Source organism: Pedobacter sp. NJ-S-72, assembly GCF_053890575.1.
In genome coordinates this window covers 2117490-2133966 of sequence record NZ_CM132681.1, presented here as the reverse complement: position 1 = coordinate 2133966, position 16477 = coordinate 2117490, and the positions used below count along the sequence as shown (strand labels likewise).

The window sequence follows — 16477 nt, the reverse complement described above, 5'->3', positions numbered from 1 at the left end:
TCGTAGATGCCCTGTTTTCTAATGTAACAAACAAGCAATATAATGTGTCTGATGGTAGTATCTATGACAGATACGCATTGGCGGAAGGAGTGAAAAAAGCACTGCATAAACGGACATGGAAATTCCATTTGCCGGTTTCGGCAGTTGCAGCATTGGCGGCATTGATGGAGAGGATTTATAAAAACTCTACAGCAGCACCTACGCTGAATAAAGAAAAAATGAATGAACTGACGGCTATTAACTGGGCATGCAGTATTGAAAAACTAAAAGCAGACCTTGGCTTTAAACCTGCCTATAATCTGGAAAATGGATTGTTGGAAACGGTCAACTGGTACAAGAATAATAAATGGCTATAAATAGCAGAACGCAGTAATTATAAAGGAAAATGTTATTTCATAAAATCACATCAACGAGCCTGGGTATCGGGTATATCGGCAAAGGGGCAGGAACTGCCGCTGCTGTCGCGACCTGCCTGGTTTGGTTTGGTATCTTGTGCATCCGGATGGATTTAATTTTATTCCTGCTTTAATAGTTACGGCTTTGCTGACTGCGCTGGGAATCTGGTCCGGTAATATCGTTGAGGAGATATGGGGCAAAGATCATAACAGGGTAGTCATTGATGAAGTGGTGGGGATGTGTATCACACTTTTATGGATTCCGGTCACACCGGTAAATATTCTGATAGGATTAATCCTTTTTCGCTTTTTTGACATTGTAAAACCACTTTTTATCAGACGCCTGGAGAATTTGCCAGGGGGTTGGGGAGTGATGTTTGATGATATCCTTGCGGGTATATATGCGAACATCCTGTTGCAGGTTATTGTAAGATTTATTATACATTAAATATGGCGACTTTTGTAAAAGCTCAGGTTGCTTCATTGTCGGCCTCAATTATTGACTTTCTTACCACATTAGTCTGTACGCAGGTGTTTCATGTGTGGTATGTCCTTGGAAGTGTGATAGGTACAACGGCGGGTGGAATGGTCAATTTTATGATGATGGGACGCAATTGGGTGTTCGGTGCAAAGGAAAAAAATATCAATTTTCAAATCTTTAAATATATTATAGTTTGGGTAGGAAATTTGCTGTTAACAACGGCGGGTGTCTACCTGGTCACGCATTACCTACATGTTAATTACATTTTATCAAAAATCTTAGTCTCTTGTACAGTTGGAACTGGTTATAACTTTCTGATGCAAAAGAAGTTTGTATTTATATAATTTTTATGAAAACTCGCATTCAAACATTCATACTCATCTGTGCTTTAGCACTGCCTTTTTTTGCAGTTAAGGCTTCAGCCCAACAACACACTGTGATCAGTGGTGTGGTTACAGATGCTACGGACAAAGATCCTATACCCTATGTAACTGTTCTTTTTAAAGGAACAAATATTATCACCAAGACTGACGCAGATGGTAAATATAGTATTTCTACTAGTGAAGTACATAACCAGCTGCAGTTTAGTTATGTAGGTTATAAAAGTAACTTTGCAACTGTTAAGCCAGGAGAAACACAGGTGATTAATATACGTTTGCAGTCTGAGTCTCAGAGCTTAACAGAGGTAGTCATTAGTTCTAACAAAAGGCCTGCGTATAGAAATAAGAACAATCCTGCAGTCGAACTGATCAGAAGGGTTATTGAGAATAAAAATAAAAATCAGAGTAAAAACTATGATCATGTTGAATATAAGCAATATGAACAATTGGTTTTTTCCTTGAGTAACCTGTCAGACAAATTCAAGAACAAACGCATATTCAGAAATTACCAGTTTCTTTTTGAGGAACAGGATTCTACAAAAATAGGTGGTAAGTTGTTATTACCTGTATATATGGAGGAAAAGGTTACCCAAAACTATCTGCAAAAAAATCCTGGTAAAAAGAAGACTATTGTGGTTGGTGATAAACATGTTAATTACGACAGTAAATTTATAGATACGCAGGGATTGACCATGTACTTTGAAAGAATGTATGCGGATATCAATATTTACGACAGCAATATTTCTGTAATGAGTAATCAGTTTTTGAGTCCTATTGCGGATGCATCACCTACATTCTATAAGTTCTTTATTACGGATACGATCAAAACACATACGCCAAATCTGATTGAACTTTCTTTTATTCCCAGAAATAATACGGACCTTTTATTTGAAGGTAAGATGTACATTACTATGGATGGTAATTTTGCTGTTCAGGATGCATTTTTGACGGTAAATAAAAACATAAATCTGAATTTTGTCAGAGCGCTGGAGGCTAAACTTGATTTTGCGAAAAATGAGGATGGCAGGTATCATTTGTCAAAAACAAACCTGATCGTTGATTTTGGTATCAATAAGAAAAAGGGTGGTGGTTTCACTGGTCAGCGTACAGTGGTCATTAATGATTATCAAATTAATAAGCCACAGGCGGATACAACCTATGCCGGGCCGGCCTTAGTGATGGCTCCACAAGCTGCTTTACGCACAGATCAGTTCTGGAATGAGCAGAGACAGGATATACAACGGTACGTTCAAAACTGAGAATCTATAAAAACATTGATACTTTACAAACGATCCCTTCTTTTAAAAGAACAATGGATCTGGTTACCCTGTTGTTTGCAGGATATAAAGATTTCGGGCCGTTTGAAGCAGGACCAGTAAATACCTTTTATAGTTTCAATAATGTAGAGGGGTTCCGTCTGCGTCTGGGTGGACGTACTACACCAGCCCTGAGCAAAAGGTATTATTTTGAAACTTATGCGGCTTATGGATTTAAGGACGAAAAATGGAAATATTTCTTAAGCGGAACTTATTCGTTGAATAATAAATCTATTTATGCTTTCCCTCAGAACTATATCAGGGGAAGTTTCCAGAGAGATACTAAGATTCCGGGACAAGAGCTTCAGTTTGTTCAGGAAGATAACTTCTTGCTATCTTTCAAACGTGGTGTAAATGATATGCTTTTATATAATGATTTTTATAAAATTGATTATGTAAAAGAGTTTGAAAATCACTTCTCTTATGCTGTATCATTCCGTAAGTGGACACAGCGTCCGGGTGGTACGCTGGCTTTTAATAATACAGTGAATAATACTGTAACTCCGGTTGATCTGATCAATACTTCTGAAATAAGCGTGAATCTGCGTTATGCACCTCATGAAAAATTTTACCAGGGTAAAATATACAGAGTACCGATTTTTGATAAGTACCCGATCTTTAACTTAAGGTATACAGCTGGTTTAAAAGGTGTATTTGGCGGGCAGTATAATTATCAGAACCTGATGGGAAGTATTGACAAACGTTTTTATCTTTCTCAATTGGGCTATACTGACGTTACTGCAGAAGGTGGATATATTTTTGGTAAAGTGCCTTTCCCATTGCTTGACATTCACAGAGCCAATCAAACTTATGCTTATCAGCTGAATTCTTATAACTTAATGAACTTCCTGGAGTTTGTGAGTGATCATTATGCAAGTATTAATATTGATCAGAACTTTAATGGATTCTTTTTTAATAAGATACCATTGATCAAGAAGCTGAAGCTTAGAGAATCCGTATCTTTCAAAGCTTTATGGGGTGGCTTAAGAGATCAGAATAATCCGAATAATGACCCTTCATTATTGCAGTTTCCAAAAAATGCAGAAGGTACGCAAACTACTTTTGTATTAGGGAGCCAGCCATATATGGAAGGTAGTGTAGGAATTGGTAATATTTTTAAACTATTGCGCGTAGATTTGGTTAAGCGTTTCAATTATCTGGATAATCCAGGAGTTTCACAGTGGGGAATAAGAGCAAGAGTTAAATTTGATTTTTAAAAAAGAATAAAGAGGTATTTATGCAAGCATTATCATTTCGTGATCGTTTACAGCAAACGATTTATAAGATCATTAACCCTTTTGTAAAAGGGTTGATCCGAATGGGGTTAACACCCAACGCTGTGACGACTATTGGCCTTTTACTAAATGTTGGGGTAGCTGTTATTTTTGTTTTCGGTGCAGAACGGAGTAACAGAGGGGACCTTTCATTTGTGGGCTGGAGTGGTGCGCTCGTTCTTTTTGCAGGATTATTTGATATGCTTGATGGTCAGGTAGCCCGTCTTGGAAATATGAGCTCGAGATTTGGAGCGCTTTATGATTCTGTACTGGATCGTTACAGTGAACTGATTATGTTCCTTGGTATCTGTTATTACCTGGTTTCTCATCATTATTTTTTAAGTTCATTGTTTGCGTTTATTGCTTTAATCGGTTCTATGATGGTAAGTTATACACGTGCCAGAGCAGAAGGACTGGGTGTTCAAAGTAAGGGTGGATTGATGCAGCGCCCGGAACGTGTTGTTACTATTGGTATTTGTGCAATGGCGGCTGGGATTACCGGGCATTATATAGGTGGCGATTACAAAGTGTTTATACCGGGTATCTCTTTTCATATTTTTGAAACGATCTCTATTTTTTTACGATTCCGATTACTGTGATGGCTTTTATGACCAATATTACAGCTATAAACAGATTAAGAGATGCTAAAAAAGCATTGGATGCCCAGGAGTTGGAGGAGAAAAAGGAAGAGGCTTTAATCGTTGATAAAAACAATCCTTTAACAATTGTTGTAACTGGTTTATTCTTATTAACTGCTTTATTCAGCTTTGGATCTGTAAGTACTGTATATGCACAAACACAGGATGTGAGTAATCCTTCGCCGGTAAAATTTCCTGTTCCTAAAGGAATAGCAAATCAGCTTTTTTATGTTCAGCGTGACCCAAATACCAATACAATTATTTGTGAGTTAAATGTAAATGGAAAAGGACAGGTAGATAAAGATAATCCTGTTCATGTTTACTGGATCCGTTATACGGAAGATGAATCAAAAAAAGAGCTGGGATATATTCAACGTAAATTTGCTTACGGAATAGAATCGAAAGCATTGGCCAATGATCAGTTTGAACTACGGTTTGTTTCTCATAAGAAATTACCATTATACCTGACGAAATCTGAAGATGATAAAAAATATCATGTTTATGTGACAGTCAATAATAAGAAAATTCAAGTAGAACGCATATTTTTGCGGATACAAGGTGGATCGTTCTGGTTACCTAACGTAAAGTATGTCGAAATTAAAGGTGTGAATACTGCAAACAACGCATTAATTACCGAACGGATTAAAATTTAAGAATACTCTCATGAAACCATCATGTGCAGCAGAACACAAACCTAAATGAACAAAATTAGGTAGCACCTGATAGCTTCATAACAGTTAAAAAAAATAAACTCTCATGAAAAAGAATTTTATATCGAACTCATCTGAATCCATTAGAATGTTCAAAAGTGGACTATTAGAAAAACTATCAAAAGTAGATTTCTATGTTCCGCTTATAGTTTTTGTACCGGTTATTGCCTTTTTAATTTGGAAAGCGTTTGTAGATATTCAAATGAGCTTCTTGGGTTTTATGGGTTGGCTGGTTGCTGGTCTGTTCATCTGGACGATAACGGAATATATTATGCACCGTTATATTTTTCATTTTTTTCCCAAGTTCAAAAATTGGTAAAAGAATACATTTTATCTTCCATGGTGTCCACCATGATTATCCGAATGATGCTAAAAGATTAGTAATGCCGCCATCAGCCAGTATCCCAATGGCACTGGCACTATACTTCTTATTTTTGTTTATTCTGCCAGCTGGTACTATTTTTGCTTTCTTTACAGGATTTCTGATAGGATATTTAGTTTATGATATGGTGCACTATGCTTTGCATCATGCAAACTTTAAAAATCCATTCTGGAAAAAATTAAAGCAGCATCATATGTTACATCATTATTCTGATTCTACCAAAGGGTATGGCGTGAGCTCTGCTATATGGGATAAAGTTTTAGGATCGGATTTTATAAAAAACGTAAATGACAGACCAGATACGGCTGAATAGACCATTTTTCTCTCTCAGGGACATCATCGTAACGACTTCATTGTCTTTTGCTTATTTGCTTCTCTCTTATCTTTTAATCGGATTTAAGACCCAGCAGGTTTTTTTAGTAGTGCTTTTCAATTCTTTGTACTATGCATCTCTGGTGACCAGGAAGTTTATTCTTGGGTTTTCCATATTCATAGTCTACTGGATAATTTTCGATTACATGAAGGCATTTCCTAATTATGCCTTCAATACTGTACACATTGAAGGATTATATAATCTTGAAAAGCATATTTTCGGAATTTCTTCTGATGGGACTGTACTAACACCTAATGAATACTGGAGATTACATGGCAATTCATTTCTGGATGTTATGGGAGGTGTATTTTACCTGATGTGGATTCCAGTACCCCTGGCATTTGCAGGTTATCTCTTTTTTGCAAACAGGAAACAGTTCCTTCAGTTTTCACTGACTTTTGTACTGGTGAACCTGATCGGTTTTGTAATCTATTATCTTTATCCTGCTGCACCGCCCTGGTATGTTCAGTATCATGGATTTGTGTTTGAGGCTCATACTGCTGGAAATACTGCCGGACTGGTTAAGTTTGACCGCTTTTTTAATGCATGCACCAATATTCAAGTCAATTTATAGTAATGGTTCCAATGTTTTTGCCGCAATGCCTTCTTTGCATTCTTCATACCCGGTAATTGTATTGTATTATGGATTGAAGAATAAATTAGGTGTAATGAATGTTTTCTTTGGAATTGTCATGCTTGGGATATGGTTTACTGCCATATATACCAGTCATCATTATGTATTAGATGTATTGTCTGGTATTACTTGTGCAATTGTTGGAATTAATCTTTTCAACTGGCTGGTTAAACATACTGCGTTAAAGGTGTTTCTTGAAAAAATGAATGCTGTAGTCAGCTAGTTTTTTGTATTCGTGATTTGAAGATTAATTCTGCTTCAAAATGTCTAATTTTAACTATCAAATAAGAGAAATTTTGGCAGCGATACCTTCTATTAAATTATCCGAACTTACCCGTCAGATTCATGATACTATCAATGGTGTCTTTGGGTCCAGAACATTCTGGGTAATAGCTGATATCACTAATTATACTTATAAGCCCCAGAGTAATTTTCATTACTTTGAACTGGTTGAAAAGGATAAATCTTCTGCAAAAATTCTAGCTAAAATAGGCGGAAGGGCATGGGGAAATGCCTCTGTAAATATTTCAAATTTTGAGAAGGCTACCGGGCAGCAGTTCAAAAATGATATTAATGTACTGATTCAGGTTGCTGTACAGTATAATCCATCATTTGGTTTGCAGTTAAACCTGCTGGATATTGATACGAGTTTTACGCTGGGCAGATTTGAGCAGCAGCGTAAAGAAACCCTGGAAAGACTGGTTAGGGACAATCCTTCCTTTATCCGGCTGGTGGACGGACAATATCGTACCCGAAATAACGAATTACCCTTAAACCGGGTATTGCAGCGGATAGCGGTCATATCTTCTGATACTTCTGCTGGTTATCACGATTTTAAGCATACACTGGAAAATAATACTTTTGGTTATCATTTTGAAGTGGATGACTACTTTGCCCTGGTACAGGGTGAAGGAAATGCCGGGCAGTTTTTAACGAAACTGATCCAGGTATTTGGCTCGGGCAAGGAATATGATGCACTGGTTATTATCAGGGGTGGAGGTGCACAGACTGATTTTCTGATTTTTGATAATTATGAGCTGAATCGCGCGATCGCTAAATTTCCTATACCTGTAATTACGGGCATAGGACATCAGAAAAATGAGACGATTGCCGATTTGATGGCACATACTTCTACAAAAACTCCTACTAAAGCTGCAGAAATGCTAATCGCACATAATAGAAATTTCGAAGAATCTGTTTTATCGCTTCAACAGCACCTGGTCATCAGGACTTTTCAAATGATGAACCAGCATAAGGAGCAGATGACCCGGTTAAACCAGGTTATTATTAATTCGGCGAAAAATATGCTTCATGAAAAACACAGGGATATCCTGAATCTTTCGGGAATGGTGCTGACTAATCCTAAAATTATCATTTCTAACAGGGGCAAAGACCTGAAAAATTTGCTGGCTAATTTCAGTCATTTAACCGGATGTATTTTGCAAATCATGCCAGATATATTGGTCATTTTGAATTGGTAGTGAGGATGATGAGTCCGCAAAATATTCTGAATAAGGGATTTGCGATTGTTAAAGTGAATGGCTCAATTGTAAGTAATGCTGATACGATTATCCCTGGTACGGAGCTAACCATAAGTTTTGCTTCGTCAGAAATTAATACAAAAGTTTTATCTAAAATCCCCCGCAATGGAAAAGAATTTGAATTATGAGGAAGCTTATAGTGAGCTTACCCAGATCGCTCAGGAAATAGAAACTGAAGCAGTTTCTGTTGATGTACTTGCCGAAAAAGTAAAGCGGGCATCTGAATTGATTGCTTTTTGTCAGACAAAATTAAGGTCTACGGAGACCGAAGTCAACAAAATTATAAAGCAGATGGAAAACCAACCCTTATAACTACCTTCGTACACCGTTTAATTTAAAAAAAATCAGCCATGTTAGTTTATAGTCCGGAAGAAGAAGAAGTATTTTTTGATCAGATCGATCAGGTTTATACACTGACTGAGTCACAAAATTTAGAAGAAGCTGAACAGCTTTTATTGGAGATTGATGAATCCATCCCTCATCCTAAAGAAAATTGCAGTGTTGGCGGCATATTGCTGGACAGCATTTTTTCTTTTTATGAGCAGACCGGTCAGGTTGAAAAGGCATTGCCTCATTTTTTAAAAGAAACTGAATATCTTCAGGAAAAGATGAAAACTGAAACTGTAAAAAGTTCGGGTCATTTCATTACTACCGGCAGTATTTATTATACGCTAGGTGACCTGGATAAAGCCAGAGTTTATTTCAAAATCGCTCATGGTTTAGGAAAAAACAGTATTTTCCATGATTTTAATGCCGATTTTCTGCATATGGCAGTAACTTCTGATGTTGAATTTGAAGAGTTCAAAAGTAATTTCGTTCCTGCGGATAGTTCGCAGCAGGAAGAGCTGACTGATGAGCAACAGGATTTAATGGAAGAAGAGTATTGTGATCAGGGAAACCTGGAAATGGATGCAGAGCATTTTGAGAAAGCAGCTGAATGGTTTCAGAAAGCACTGGATGTATTGCCGGAGCCTAAGGAAGACTGGGAAGCAGCAGGTTGGGTTTCAGCTTCTTGTGGTGATGCTTATTTCAGCGCTGGTAAGTACAAGGAGGCTCTGGGACATTTGCTTCTGGCACATGATATCTATAGTAGTGAAGAAGAAATTAATCCGTTTGTATTGCTTAGGTTAGGAGAGACTTATTTTGAGCTTGGTGACCATGAAAATGCAAATATTCACTTATTAGCTGCTTATCAAATGGAAGGCGCTGACCTTTTTGAAGATGATCAGAAATATTTGAAATATCTGAAAACACAGCATAAGCTTTAAGGACTTGTTAGCTCGTTAATGGATTGTTCTCAGGCATTAACGAGTTGCTGTTCTATAGTAGCAAGAAGGAAAGAGATATCGAAAGGTTTAGGGACAACTTCATCTGCACATACTCTTTCACTACTTCAAGCTTCGGGTGAGTAGATAAGACTATAACGGGAATATGGCTGGAGTCTTCTGCAGCTTTAATAGTCTTGCATAAAGCTGTTCCTTCTTCAGTAGGACTGATAATATCCAGAAGAATGATATCAGGCTGAAAGTTTCTGATATGGTCAAATACTTCATTTTCTGAGGATAATAACTCAACAATATATCCCTCATCGGTTAGTAAAATATTAATCAGTTCAAGAATATCTCTGTTCTTTTCCAATACTAATACCTTTTTATTCATACGGTCTGATTCCTGTCTGTTTGGTTTGTTGAGCGCGCTATTAATGCTTGATACAAAAATAGATACAAAATCTGAGCGATATGAAATAGCCGCGTCATTTTTCTATGAGGGGCGGCTTTATTGTGTGATTTAATTTTTTATCACAGAAGGGAAAAATATAAGCTTGACCCGAGATTTGGCAGGGTTAAATAAGCTGTAAAAAGGATGATTATAGCTTTATTTACAAGATATAACCGCAATTAGAATGATGTTCTATGTGTTTATTTCGCAAAAGTTATATATTTGGCTCTGTATAAACACTAAAACATGGAAAAATTTTCAAAACTAAAAGAATTGCTTGCTTCTGTTGAAGTTGATGCTGAGAAGTTTTATACTGCAGGTAACAGTGCAGCAGGAACAAGAGTACGTAAAGCGATGCAGGATTTAAAAGTTCTTGCTCAGGATATCCGTACTGAAGTAACTGAGAAAAAAAAAACACAGCTAAATAAAAAAGCACAACCTTACCAGAAGAGAGGGCTTATAAACCCTCTTTTTACCTCTTTTTTATGCCATATACAGCCAATCCTGAACGTTATACGAAGATGCAATACCGCCGTTGCGGTAAAAGCGGACTAAAATTACCAGCTATATCCTTAGGCTTATGGCATAATTTCGGATATGTAGACCAGCAGGAAAATTCCAGGAATATTATCAAACTTGCTTTTGATAGTGGAATCACACATTTTGATCTGGCAAATAATTATGGCCCGCCTCCGGGATCGGCAGAAGAGAATTTCGGAACGATCTTAAAGCAGGATTTTCTTGCTTACAGGGATGAAATGATCATTTCCTCGAAAGCGGGATATACGATGTGGGACGGCCCTTATGGAGATTGGGGCTCTAAAAAATATTTAGTATCCAGCCTTGACCAGAGCTTAAAACGTATGGGACTTGATTATGTTGATATTTTTTATCATCACCGTCCTGATCCCGAAACTCCGCTCGAAGAGACTATGGCAACACTCGATCTGATGGTTCGCCAGGGGAAAGCATTGTATGTCGGGATTTCAAATTATCCTGCTCCAGAAGCTGCTGAGGCTCTGCAGATTTTAAAAGAACTAGGTACACCTTGTTTAATTCATCAACCTAAATATTCTATGTTCGAAAGATGGATAGAAGGTGGCTTGCTTGATTTGCTGGGTGAGCAGGGAGTTGGATGTATACCCTTTTCGCCATTGGCACAGGATTATTGACTAATAAATATCTTCACGGTATTCCTGAAGACTCCAGAGCTGCAAAACCTCATGGATTTTTACAGGAAAACCAAATCACTGCTGAACGTCTTGGTCAGTTAAAGGAATTAAATGCATTAGCGGTGAAACGTGGACAGAGTCTGGCACAAATGGCTTTATCCTGGATTCTACGCGATCAGAGAATTACATCTGTACTGGTAGGAGCAAGCAGGCCAGAGCAACTTGCTGATTCCATTAAATGCCTGGACCATCTATCTTTTAGCGAAGATGAATTGAACTTGATTGAACATGTTTTATCTAATTCAGATAAAAACTGATTTAGATGACCAATGCAACCTAATTTCAATTATATTTGGGCTGATTAAGTTCTTTACTATTTTTTCTTCATCAACCGGAATTGGTTCTGCTTAACGCAGATTAATAGGGAATCGTGTGCAAATCACGAGCTGTCGCGCAACTGTAAGTAACTAAACAGTTTTTGCCAATAAATACCCACTGTCTTTAGGGATGGGAAGGGTGGCAAAAATGTTACAAGTCAGGAGACCTGCCTTATCCGAATTGACAATGCTTTCGCGAATAGAAGCTTTAGGTCAGGTATGATGCATTTTTGCCTTTATTAAACATGGATAATAATGTTTAATGGGTGTTCGTGCGTGCATATTTAATCTCTCTTCTCTTATAAAACATTGTGAACATCTAGCTTAAAAGAGCTTTTAACTGATTTTTTTATCATTTAAAAAGCAATGAAAATGCTAACAAACAATCTTGGCTACCCGCGAATAGGTAGCAGCAGAGAGCTCAAAAAATCCAGTGAATTATACTGGTCAGGCAAAATACCTATTGAAAACCTGTTACAAACAGGAAAAGAAATCCGTGCAAATAACTGGACACTACAAAAGGAATCAGGAATAGATCTTATTCCATCAAATGATTTCTCTTTTTATGACCAGGTATTGGATCTTTCTCTGACTGTAGGCGCAATTCCAAAACTACCATGAAGTTATTTTAAACAAGGCTAATACTGAGCTGGATCTCTATTTTGCTATGGCAAGGGGTTATCAGAAAGACGGTATTGATATTACGGCAATGGAAATGACTAAGTGGTTTGATACAAACTATCATTACATTGTTCCGGAATTCTATAAAGATCAGACTTTCAAACTTTTTTCTCAGAAGATTATTAATGAATACAATGAGGCTAAAAGACTGGGAATAAAAACTAAACCTGTGATTATTGGCCCTGTTTCTTACCTGCTTTTAGGTAAAGAGAAACAAGAGGGTTTCCATAGGATTGAACTGATCAAAAATCTATTACCTGTTTATATTGAAATATTAAGAGAATTAGATACGCAGCATGTAGAATGGGTGCAATTTGATGAACCTTTCCTGGTTTTGGATTTAACGCAGCAGGAAAAGGATGCTTATACCTATGTATATAAGGAAATCAGAAAGCAGTTTCCAAAGCTGAAAGTTCTTTTAACCACTTATTTTGAAGGGTTAAAAGATAACCTGGAACTGGCAGCATCACTTCCGGTTACGGCATTACATATTGACCTGGTCAGAGCTCCTGAGCAATTAGAAAGGGTGTTAGCAGCTATTCCTAACCATTTACAATTGTCTTTAGGAGTGGTTGATGGAAGAAATATCTGGAAAAATGATTTTCAGCAATCGCTTTCACAGTTAAACCTGGCAGTAGAAAAAATAGGAGAGGATAGGATTTTAGTTTCGCCTTCTTGTTCGCTGATTCACTCTCCATGCGATTTGGCACTGGAAACTAATGAGAAAACACTTACACCAGAAATCAAACAATGGCTTGCTTTTGCGCGTCAGAAGGTTGACGAAATAGTTTGTCTGAAACAATTGGCTGGTAAAACGCCTTCAGATCAGGCAATTACTGCTTTGCAAGATAATGTGGCTGCGAATCAAAGCCGCAGAACTTCAGCTTTGATTCATAATGATGCAGTGAAAAATCGTATTGCGGGAGTAACCGAAAAGGACGAAAATAGACTAATTCCTTATTCAGGCCGTAAAATTGCACAGCAAAATGCGCTGAACCTGCCTTTATTCCCTACAACAACGATTGGCTCTTTCCCGCAGACTTCTGAAGTTCGCAGCTGGAGAGCTAAATTTAAAAAAGGTGATTTAACGCAGGCTGAATATGATGCGCTAATTGAAAAAGAAACAGAGGAAACTATCCGTTTTCAGGAAAATACAGGCATTGATGTACTTGTTCATGGTGAATTTGAGCGTAATGATATGGTTGAGTATTTTGGTGAACAGCTTGCCGGATTTGTATTCACTAAAAATGGTTGGGTACAGAGTTATGGTAGCCGCTGCGTGAAACCTCCGATTATATTTGGTGATGTGCATCGTCCTGCGCCAATGACAGTAAGATGGTCGTCTTATGCGCAATCACTGACTAGTAAATGGGTTAAAGGGATGTTAACAGGTCCTGTTACGATTTTACAATGGTCGTTTGTAAGAAATGATCAGCCACGTGCGCTTACTTGTAAACAAATAGCTTTGGCTATTCGTGATGAAGTTTGTGATTTGGAAAATGCCGGTATTAAGATCATACAGATTGATGAGCCAGCAATCCGTGAAGGTTTACCTTTGCGTAAATCGGACTGGCAGGAATATCTGAAATGGGCTGTTCAGGCTTTCCGGATTTCTGCAAGTGGTGTACGCGATGAGACCCAGATTCACACTCATATGTGTTATTCAGAGTTCAATGATATTATTCAGCATATCGCAGATATGGATGCTGATGTGATCACTATTGAATGTTCTCGTTCACAAATGGAATTGCTTGATGCTTTTGCAGATTTCAATTATCCAAATGAAATTGGACCAGGTGTTTATGATATCCACTCTCCAAGAGTTCCGTCAAGGGATGAAATGGTGCAATTGCTGGAAAAAGCAAAAGCTGTTATTCCGGCCGCCCAGCTATGGGTCAATCCGGATTGCGGTTTGAAAACGCGCCATTGGGATGAAACCAAAAAAGCACTGATCGAAATGGTTGAAGCCGCAAAAGAATTGCGTTTATCCGTAAAAGAACCAGTAAGTTTGTAGCCTTAAACGTGTGGTTTGTTCGCAGGCCACACGTTTTTATTATAAAATAATACAGAAATGACTATAGAAGAGAAGATTAAATCATCAGAGACCAGAATTTTTAAAGCCGTATTCCCTAATACTACAAATCATTATGATACCTTATTTGGCGGAACTGCCATGCATATGATGGATGAAGTAGCATTTATTACCGCTACAAGGTTTAGCCGCCAGAGAATGGTTACTGTAAGCAGCGACAGAATAGATTTTAAAATGCCAATACCTGCCGGTACTATTGTTGAACTGGTTGGTACAGTAAGTCATATTGGAAATACCAGTATGAAAGTAAAGGTAGAAATCTATGTGGAGCAAATGTATTCTGAGGATCGTGAGAAAGCGGTTACTGGTGAATTCTCATTTGTAGCTATTGATTGATGAACATAAAAAACCTACTGCTATCCTAAAATAAATCTTTTTATAAGGTTATTTATCTTAAAAGGGCCTCATTTCCAGACGAATGAGGCCCGTTTGTCTTTAATTGCTTTCTAGTATAGTGATTTGCTGAATAATTTGTTCTTCTTTGACGGGGTAAGGCTTGCCTTCTCTAATAGTTTGATAAACCGCATCAAATAAATGAATATAAGAAGCTTTACCTGGTGGAATGATTGTTTTTGTGATCTGACCATCTTTGTCAATAGTACTTAGCACACCTTCTTTTCCAGGTAATTCAATCCCATATAAAGGATCATTGGGGCTCATGTTTTTTAACAGTTGTGTTTCCTGTATATCTGAACGATGTTTGAAGTATGATCCTTTGGTTCCGTTCATCACAAATGCAGGTTGTTGTTCTACGACCAGCATGCTCATGGTAATGAATACCTGTAGATTTTCAGGATATTTTAAATGGATATAGGCGTAATCATCTACTTGTGTATTTGGGCGGTAATAACCAAGGGTTTTAGTCCATTCCAATGGTTCACCGAATAAGGCAAAAACCATGTCTAGTAAATGGGGGCCCAGGTCATACAGTAATCCGCTGCCAGGCATAGGTGTTTCTTTGAAAACTTTAGGGCCAATGGTATAACGATATCTGTCGTAGCGAATATGTGCTTCTACAAGCCGGCCGAGTTTACCGCTGTCTACGATAGCTTTTGCAGCCAGAAAATCGCTGTCATAGCGACGGTTCTGATAGGGAAGGATATACAGGTTATGATCTTTTGCTTCTTTGAAAAGGAGCCGGGCCTGCTCAGCTGTAACGGTAAACGGTTTTTCTACCAGTACATGTTTACCAGCACGAAGGGCTTTCTGTGCAAATTCAAAATGTGTATAATTTGGTGTATTGATAATCACCAGTTCTATTTCCGGGTCTGCAATAAGTTCATCTACAGAATTATAGCTTTTTATTTCTGGAAAACGCAGTTTTGCCGTTTTTTCAGATCTTCTACTACTGCAGACAGGTTAAATCCTGGATGTGCATCTACGAAGGGGGTGTGAAATAACTTTCCAGACATTCCAAAGGATAATACGCCTGTATTTATAGGTTTTTGCATGGATAAATATATTAATTTTAGCCCGGAACTAATTTGATTCAGATGATTGATTACAAACTGGAGGCTGCAAAAGCTTCTTTGGATTTTATTAAAAAAGGGCAGGTTATCGGACTGGGTGCAGGAAGTACGATTGTACATCTGGTCAATTTGATCAGCGAGAAAGAAGAATTTGCTGCTTCACTCACATTTGTGTCATCTTCTTTTAAAACGCGCGCATATCTGATTGAAAAAGGGTTAAAGGTGATATTTTCCAGTACAATTGCAGCGCTGGATATTTATTTTGACGGTTGTGATCAGTTTGATTCCGGGCTGAATGCTTTGAAGAGCGGTGGCGGGATTCATACCAGTGAAAAAGTACTGGCCTCTATGGCTAATGAGTTTATTTTAATGGTGATGAAAGCAAAATGGTGACAAAACTGGATCATACTTATCCTCTGGTCATCGAAATTTTGCAGGAGGCATTACCTGTTGTTCTTGGCAGGATAAAGGTGGTTTATCCTGCGTCATCAGTAAAATTGAGAATGGGCACGCAAAAAGATGGGGCACTGATTTCTGATAACGGAAATCTGCTGGCCGATATTCATTTTACGGAGCTGCCTGAATTGAAAGCTCTGAATATTACAGTTAAGATGATTCCTGGGATTGTAGACCATTCTCTATTCTATGGTATGGCTACAAAAGCTGTGGTTGCTGGTGAAAATGGAATAAGGATTGTTATGCCTGTATAAGAATCTGTATAAATAAAAAGAGGGGTTAAAAACACGTTATGCAACGTGCTTTTAACCCCTCTTTTTATTTATACGTTCTGGATTTTAAATACCCAGGTTTTTTCTGATTGTTGCTGGTATACCACCTTTGTTC

At 37.8% G+C, this 16477-nt stretch carries 19 protein-coding genes, 3 pseudogenes and 1 riboswitch; of the genes and pseudogenes, 20 read left to right on the top strand and 2 right to left on the bottom strand.

Features of this window, described 5'->3' with window-relative positions:
* Nucleotides 1-44 precede the first annotated feature (44 nt).
* The 14 genes from ACWYN3_RS14245 (at nt 45) to ACWYN3_RS14180 (ending at nt 9392) form a co-directional block, all read left to right on the top strand.
* Nucleotides 45-356, top strand: a complete 312-nt coding sequence (locus ACWYN3_RS14245; RefSeq protein ID WP_456221737.1) for a hypothetical protein — start codon at nt 45-47, stop codon at nt 354-356.
* Between the two features lie 121 nt (nt 357-477).
* Complete coding sequence (locus ACWYN3_RS14240) at nt 478-843, top strand: phosphatidylglycerophosphatase A family protein (RefSeq protein ID WP_456221736.1); 366 nt, start codon at nt 478-480, stop codon at nt 841-843.
* 2 nt (nt 844-845) lie between these two features.
* Nucleotides 846-1220 carry a GtrA family protein gene (locus ACWYN3_RS14235; protein WP_456221735.1) on the top strand — a complete coding sequence of 125 codons (375 nt, stop codon included), beginning with the start codon at nt 846-848 and terminating at the stop codon, nt 1218-1220.
* Between the two features lie 5 nt (nt 1221-1225).
* Complete coding sequence (locus tag ACWYN3_RS14230; protein WP_456221734.1) at nt 1226-2515, top strand: DUF5686 family protein; 1290 nt, start codon at nt 1226-1228, stop codon at nt 2513-2515.
* 53 nt (nt 2516-2568) lie between these two features.
* On the top strand, nt 2569-3789 hold the full coding sequence (locus ACWYN3_RS14225) for a DUF5686 family protein (protein WP_456221733.1): 1221 nt from the start codon (nt 2569-2571) through the stop codon (nt 3787-3789).
* A gap of 20 nt (nt 3790-3809) precedes the next feature.
* Nucleotides 3810-4445, top strand: coding sequence for a CDP-alcohol phosphatidyltransferase family protein (locus tag ACWYN3_RS14220; protein WP_456221732.1), 636 nt, complete (start codon nt 3810-3812; stop codon nt 4443-4445).
* Nucleotides 4445-5137, top strand: a complete 693-nt coding sequence (locus ACWYN3_RS14215) for a DUF4833 domain-containing protein (protein WP_456221731.1) — start codon at nt 4445-4447, stop codon at nt 5135-5137. Before ACWYN3_RS14220 ends, ACWYN3_RS14215 begins: the two co-directional genes overlap by 1 nt.
* 440 nt (nt 5138-5577) lie before the next feature.
* A complete protein-coding gene (locus ACWYN3_RS14210) occupies nt 5578-5889 on the top strand; it encodes a sterol desaturase family protein (protein WP_456221730.1) in 312 nt (103 codons plus the stop codon).
* Nucleotides 5864-6523, top strand: coding sequence for a phosphatase PAP2 family protein (locus tag ACWYN3_RS14205; RefSeq protein WP_456221729.1), 660 nt, complete (start codon nt 5864-5866; stop codon nt 6521-6523). Before ACWYN3_RS14210 ends, ACWYN3_RS14205 begins: the two co-directional genes overlap by 26 nt.
* Nucleotides 6492-6806, top strand: coding sequence for a phosphatase PAP2 family protein (locus ACWYN3_RS14200; protein ID WP_456221728.1), 315 nt, complete (start codon nt 6492-6494; stop codon nt 6804-6806). The genes ACWYN3_RS14205 and ACWYN3_RS14200 overlap by 32 nt, the downstream gene beginning before the upstream one ends.
* A gap of 73 nt (nt 6807-6879) precedes the next feature.
* Nucleotides 6880-8064: an exodeoxyribonuclease VII large subunit gene (gene xseA, locus ACWYN3_RS14195; protein ID WP_456221727.1), complete on the top strand. Its 1185-nt coding sequence runs from the start codon at nt 6880-6882 to the stop codon at nt 8062-8064.
* Nucleotides 8016-8252, top strand: coding sequence for a hypothetical protein (locus tag ACWYN3_RS14190; protein ID WP_456223360.1), 237 nt, complete (start codon nt 8016-8018; stop codon nt 8250-8252). The genes xseA and ACWYN3_RS14190 overlap by 49 nt, the downstream gene beginning before the upstream one ends.
* Nucleotides 8230-8436 (top strand): exodeoxyribonuclease VII small subunit, encoded by a 207-nt coding sequence (gene xseB / locus ACWYN3_RS14185; protein WP_456221726.1) that lies wholly within the window; start codon nt 8230-8232, stop codon nt 8434-8436. The genes ACWYN3_RS14190 and xseB overlap by 23 nt, the downstream gene beginning before the upstream one ends.
* A 38-nt stretch (nt 8437-8474) precedes the next feature.
* Nucleotides 8475-9392 (top strand): tetratricopeptide repeat protein, encoded by a 918-nt coding sequence (locus tag ACWYN3_RS14180; RefSeq protein WP_456221725.1) that lies wholly within the window; start codon nt 8475-8477, stop codon nt 9390-9392.
* A gap of 52 nt (nt 9393-9444) precedes the next feature.
* On the opposite strand, the gene ACWYN3_RS14175 is transcribed toward ACWYN3_RS14180, so the two are convergent.
* A complete protein-coding gene (locus ACWYN3_RS14175) occupies nt 9445-9783 on the bottom strand; it encodes a response regulator (protein ID WP_456221724.1) in 339 nt (112 codons plus the stop codon).
* Nucleotides 9784-10089: 306 nt separating this feature from the next.
* Here ACWYN3_RS14175 and ACWYN3_RS14170 point away from each other — a divergent pair.
* From ACWYN3_RS14170 to ACWYN3_RS14150, 5 genes and pseudogenes are all read left to right on the top strand, one after another.
* A pseudogene (locus ACWYN3_RS14170) lies at nt 10090-10263 on the top strand (histone H1); the annotation flags it as partial.
* A 206-nt stretch (nt 10264-10469) separates the two neighbouring features.
* Nucleotides 10470-11332 (top strand): annotated as a pseudogene (locus tag ACWYN3_RS14165) (aldo/keto reductase).
* 64 nt (nt 11333-11396) lie between these two features.
* Nucleotides 11397-11581: riboswitch (cobalamin riboswitch) on the top strand.
* Between the two features lie 177 nt (nt 11582-11758).
* Nucleotides 11759-12013, top strand: coding sequence for a hypothetical protein (locus ACWYN3_RS14160; protein WP_456221723.1), 255 nt, complete (start codon nt 11759-11761; stop codon nt 12011-12013).
* 46 nt (nt 12014-12059) lie between these two features.
* The gene (gene metE, locus ACWYN3_RS14155) at nt 12060-14087 is read left to right on the top strand and encodes a 5-methyltetrahydropteroyltriglutamate--homocysteine S-methyltransferase (RefSeq protein ID WP_456221722.1); all 2028 of its coding nucleotides are present in this window, start codon (nt 12060-12062) and stop codon (nt 14085-14087) included.
* Nucleotides 14088-14144: 57 nt separating this feature from the next.
* Nucleotides 14145-14501: an acyl-CoA thioesterase gene (locus ACWYN3_RS14150; protein WP_456221721.1), complete on the top strand. Its 357-nt coding sequence runs from the start codon at nt 14145-14147 to the stop codon at nt 14499-14501.
* 99 nt (nt 14502-14600) lie between these two features.
* Here the strand turns inward: ACWYN3_RS14150 and ACWYN3_RS14145 are convergent, their stop codons facing one another.
* Nucleotides 14601-15470, bottom strand: a complete 870-nt coding sequence (locus tag ACWYN3_RS14145; RefSeq protein ID WP_456223009.1) for a Gfo/Idh/MocA family protein — start codon at nt 15468-15470, stop codon at nt 14601-14603.
* 188 nt (nt 15471-15658) lie between these two features.
* On the opposite strand from ACWYN3_RS14145, the pseudogene rpiA reads away from it, so the two are divergent.
* A pseudogene (gene rpiA, locus ACWYN3_RS14140) lies at nt 15659-16344 on the top strand (ribose 5-phosphate isomerase A).
* The last annotated feature ends 133 nt before the right edge of the window (nt 16345-16477 follow it).

Coding starts and splice junctions, on each gene's coding strand:
- ACWYN3_RS14200 (WP_456221728.1), top strand. CDS start 6,492: ATGCATGCACCAATATTCAAGTCAATTTATAGTAATGGTTCCAATGTT.
- ACWYN3_RS14235 (WP_456221735.1), top strand. CDS start 846: ATGGCGACTTTTGTAAAAGCTCAGGTTGCTTCATTGTCGGCCTCAATT.
- ACWYN3_RS14160 (WP_456221723.1), top strand. CDS start 11,759: ATGAAAATGCTAACAAACAATCTTGGCTACCCGCGAATAGGTAGCAGC.
- ACWYN3_RS14220 (WP_456221732.1), top strand. CDS start 3,810: ATGCAAGCATTATCATTTCGTGATCGTTTACAGCAAACGATTTATAAG.
- ACWYN3_RS14175 (WP_456221724.1), bottom strand. CDS start 9,783: ATGAATAAAAAGGTATTAGTATTGGAAAAGAACAGAGATATTCTTGAA.
- xseB (WP_456221726.1), top strand. CDS start 8,230: ATGGAAAAGAATTTGAATTATGAGGAAGCTTATAGTGAGCTTACCCAG.
- ACWYN3_RS14180 (WP_456221725.1), top strand. CDS start 8,475: ATGTTAGTTTATAGTCCGGAAGAAGAAGAAGTATTTTTTGATCAGATC.
- ACWYN3_RS14225 (WP_456221733.1), top strand. CDS start 2,569: ATGGATCTGGTTACCCTGTTGTTTGCAGGATATAAAGATTTCGGGCCG.
- metE (WP_456221722.1), top strand. CDS start 12,060: ATGGCAAGGGGTTATCAGAAAGACGGTATTGATATTACGGCAATGGAA.
- ACWYN3_RS14150 (WP_456221721.1), top strand. CDS start 14,145: ATGACTATAGAAGAGAAGATTAAATCATCAGAGACCAGAATTTTTAAA.
- ACWYN3_RS14230 (WP_456221734.1), top strand. CDS start 1,226: ATGAAAACTCGCATTCAAACATTCATACTCATCTGTGCTTTAGCACTG.
- ACWYN3_RS14190 (WP_456223360.1), top strand. CDS start 8,016: ATGTATTTTGCAAATCATGCCAGATATATTGGTCATTTTGAATTGGTA.
- ACWYN3_RS14215 (WP_456221731.1), top strand. CDS start 4,445: ATGGCTTTTATGACCAATATTACAGCTATAAACAGATTAAGAGATGCT.
- ACWYN3_RS14210 (WP_456221730.1), top strand. CDS start 5,578: ATGCCGCCATCAGCCAGTATCCCAATGGCACTGGCACTATACTTCTTA.
- ACWYN3_RS14205 (WP_456221729.1), top strand. CDS start 5,864: ATGACAGACCAGATACGGCTGAATAGACCATTTTTCTCTCTCAGGGAC.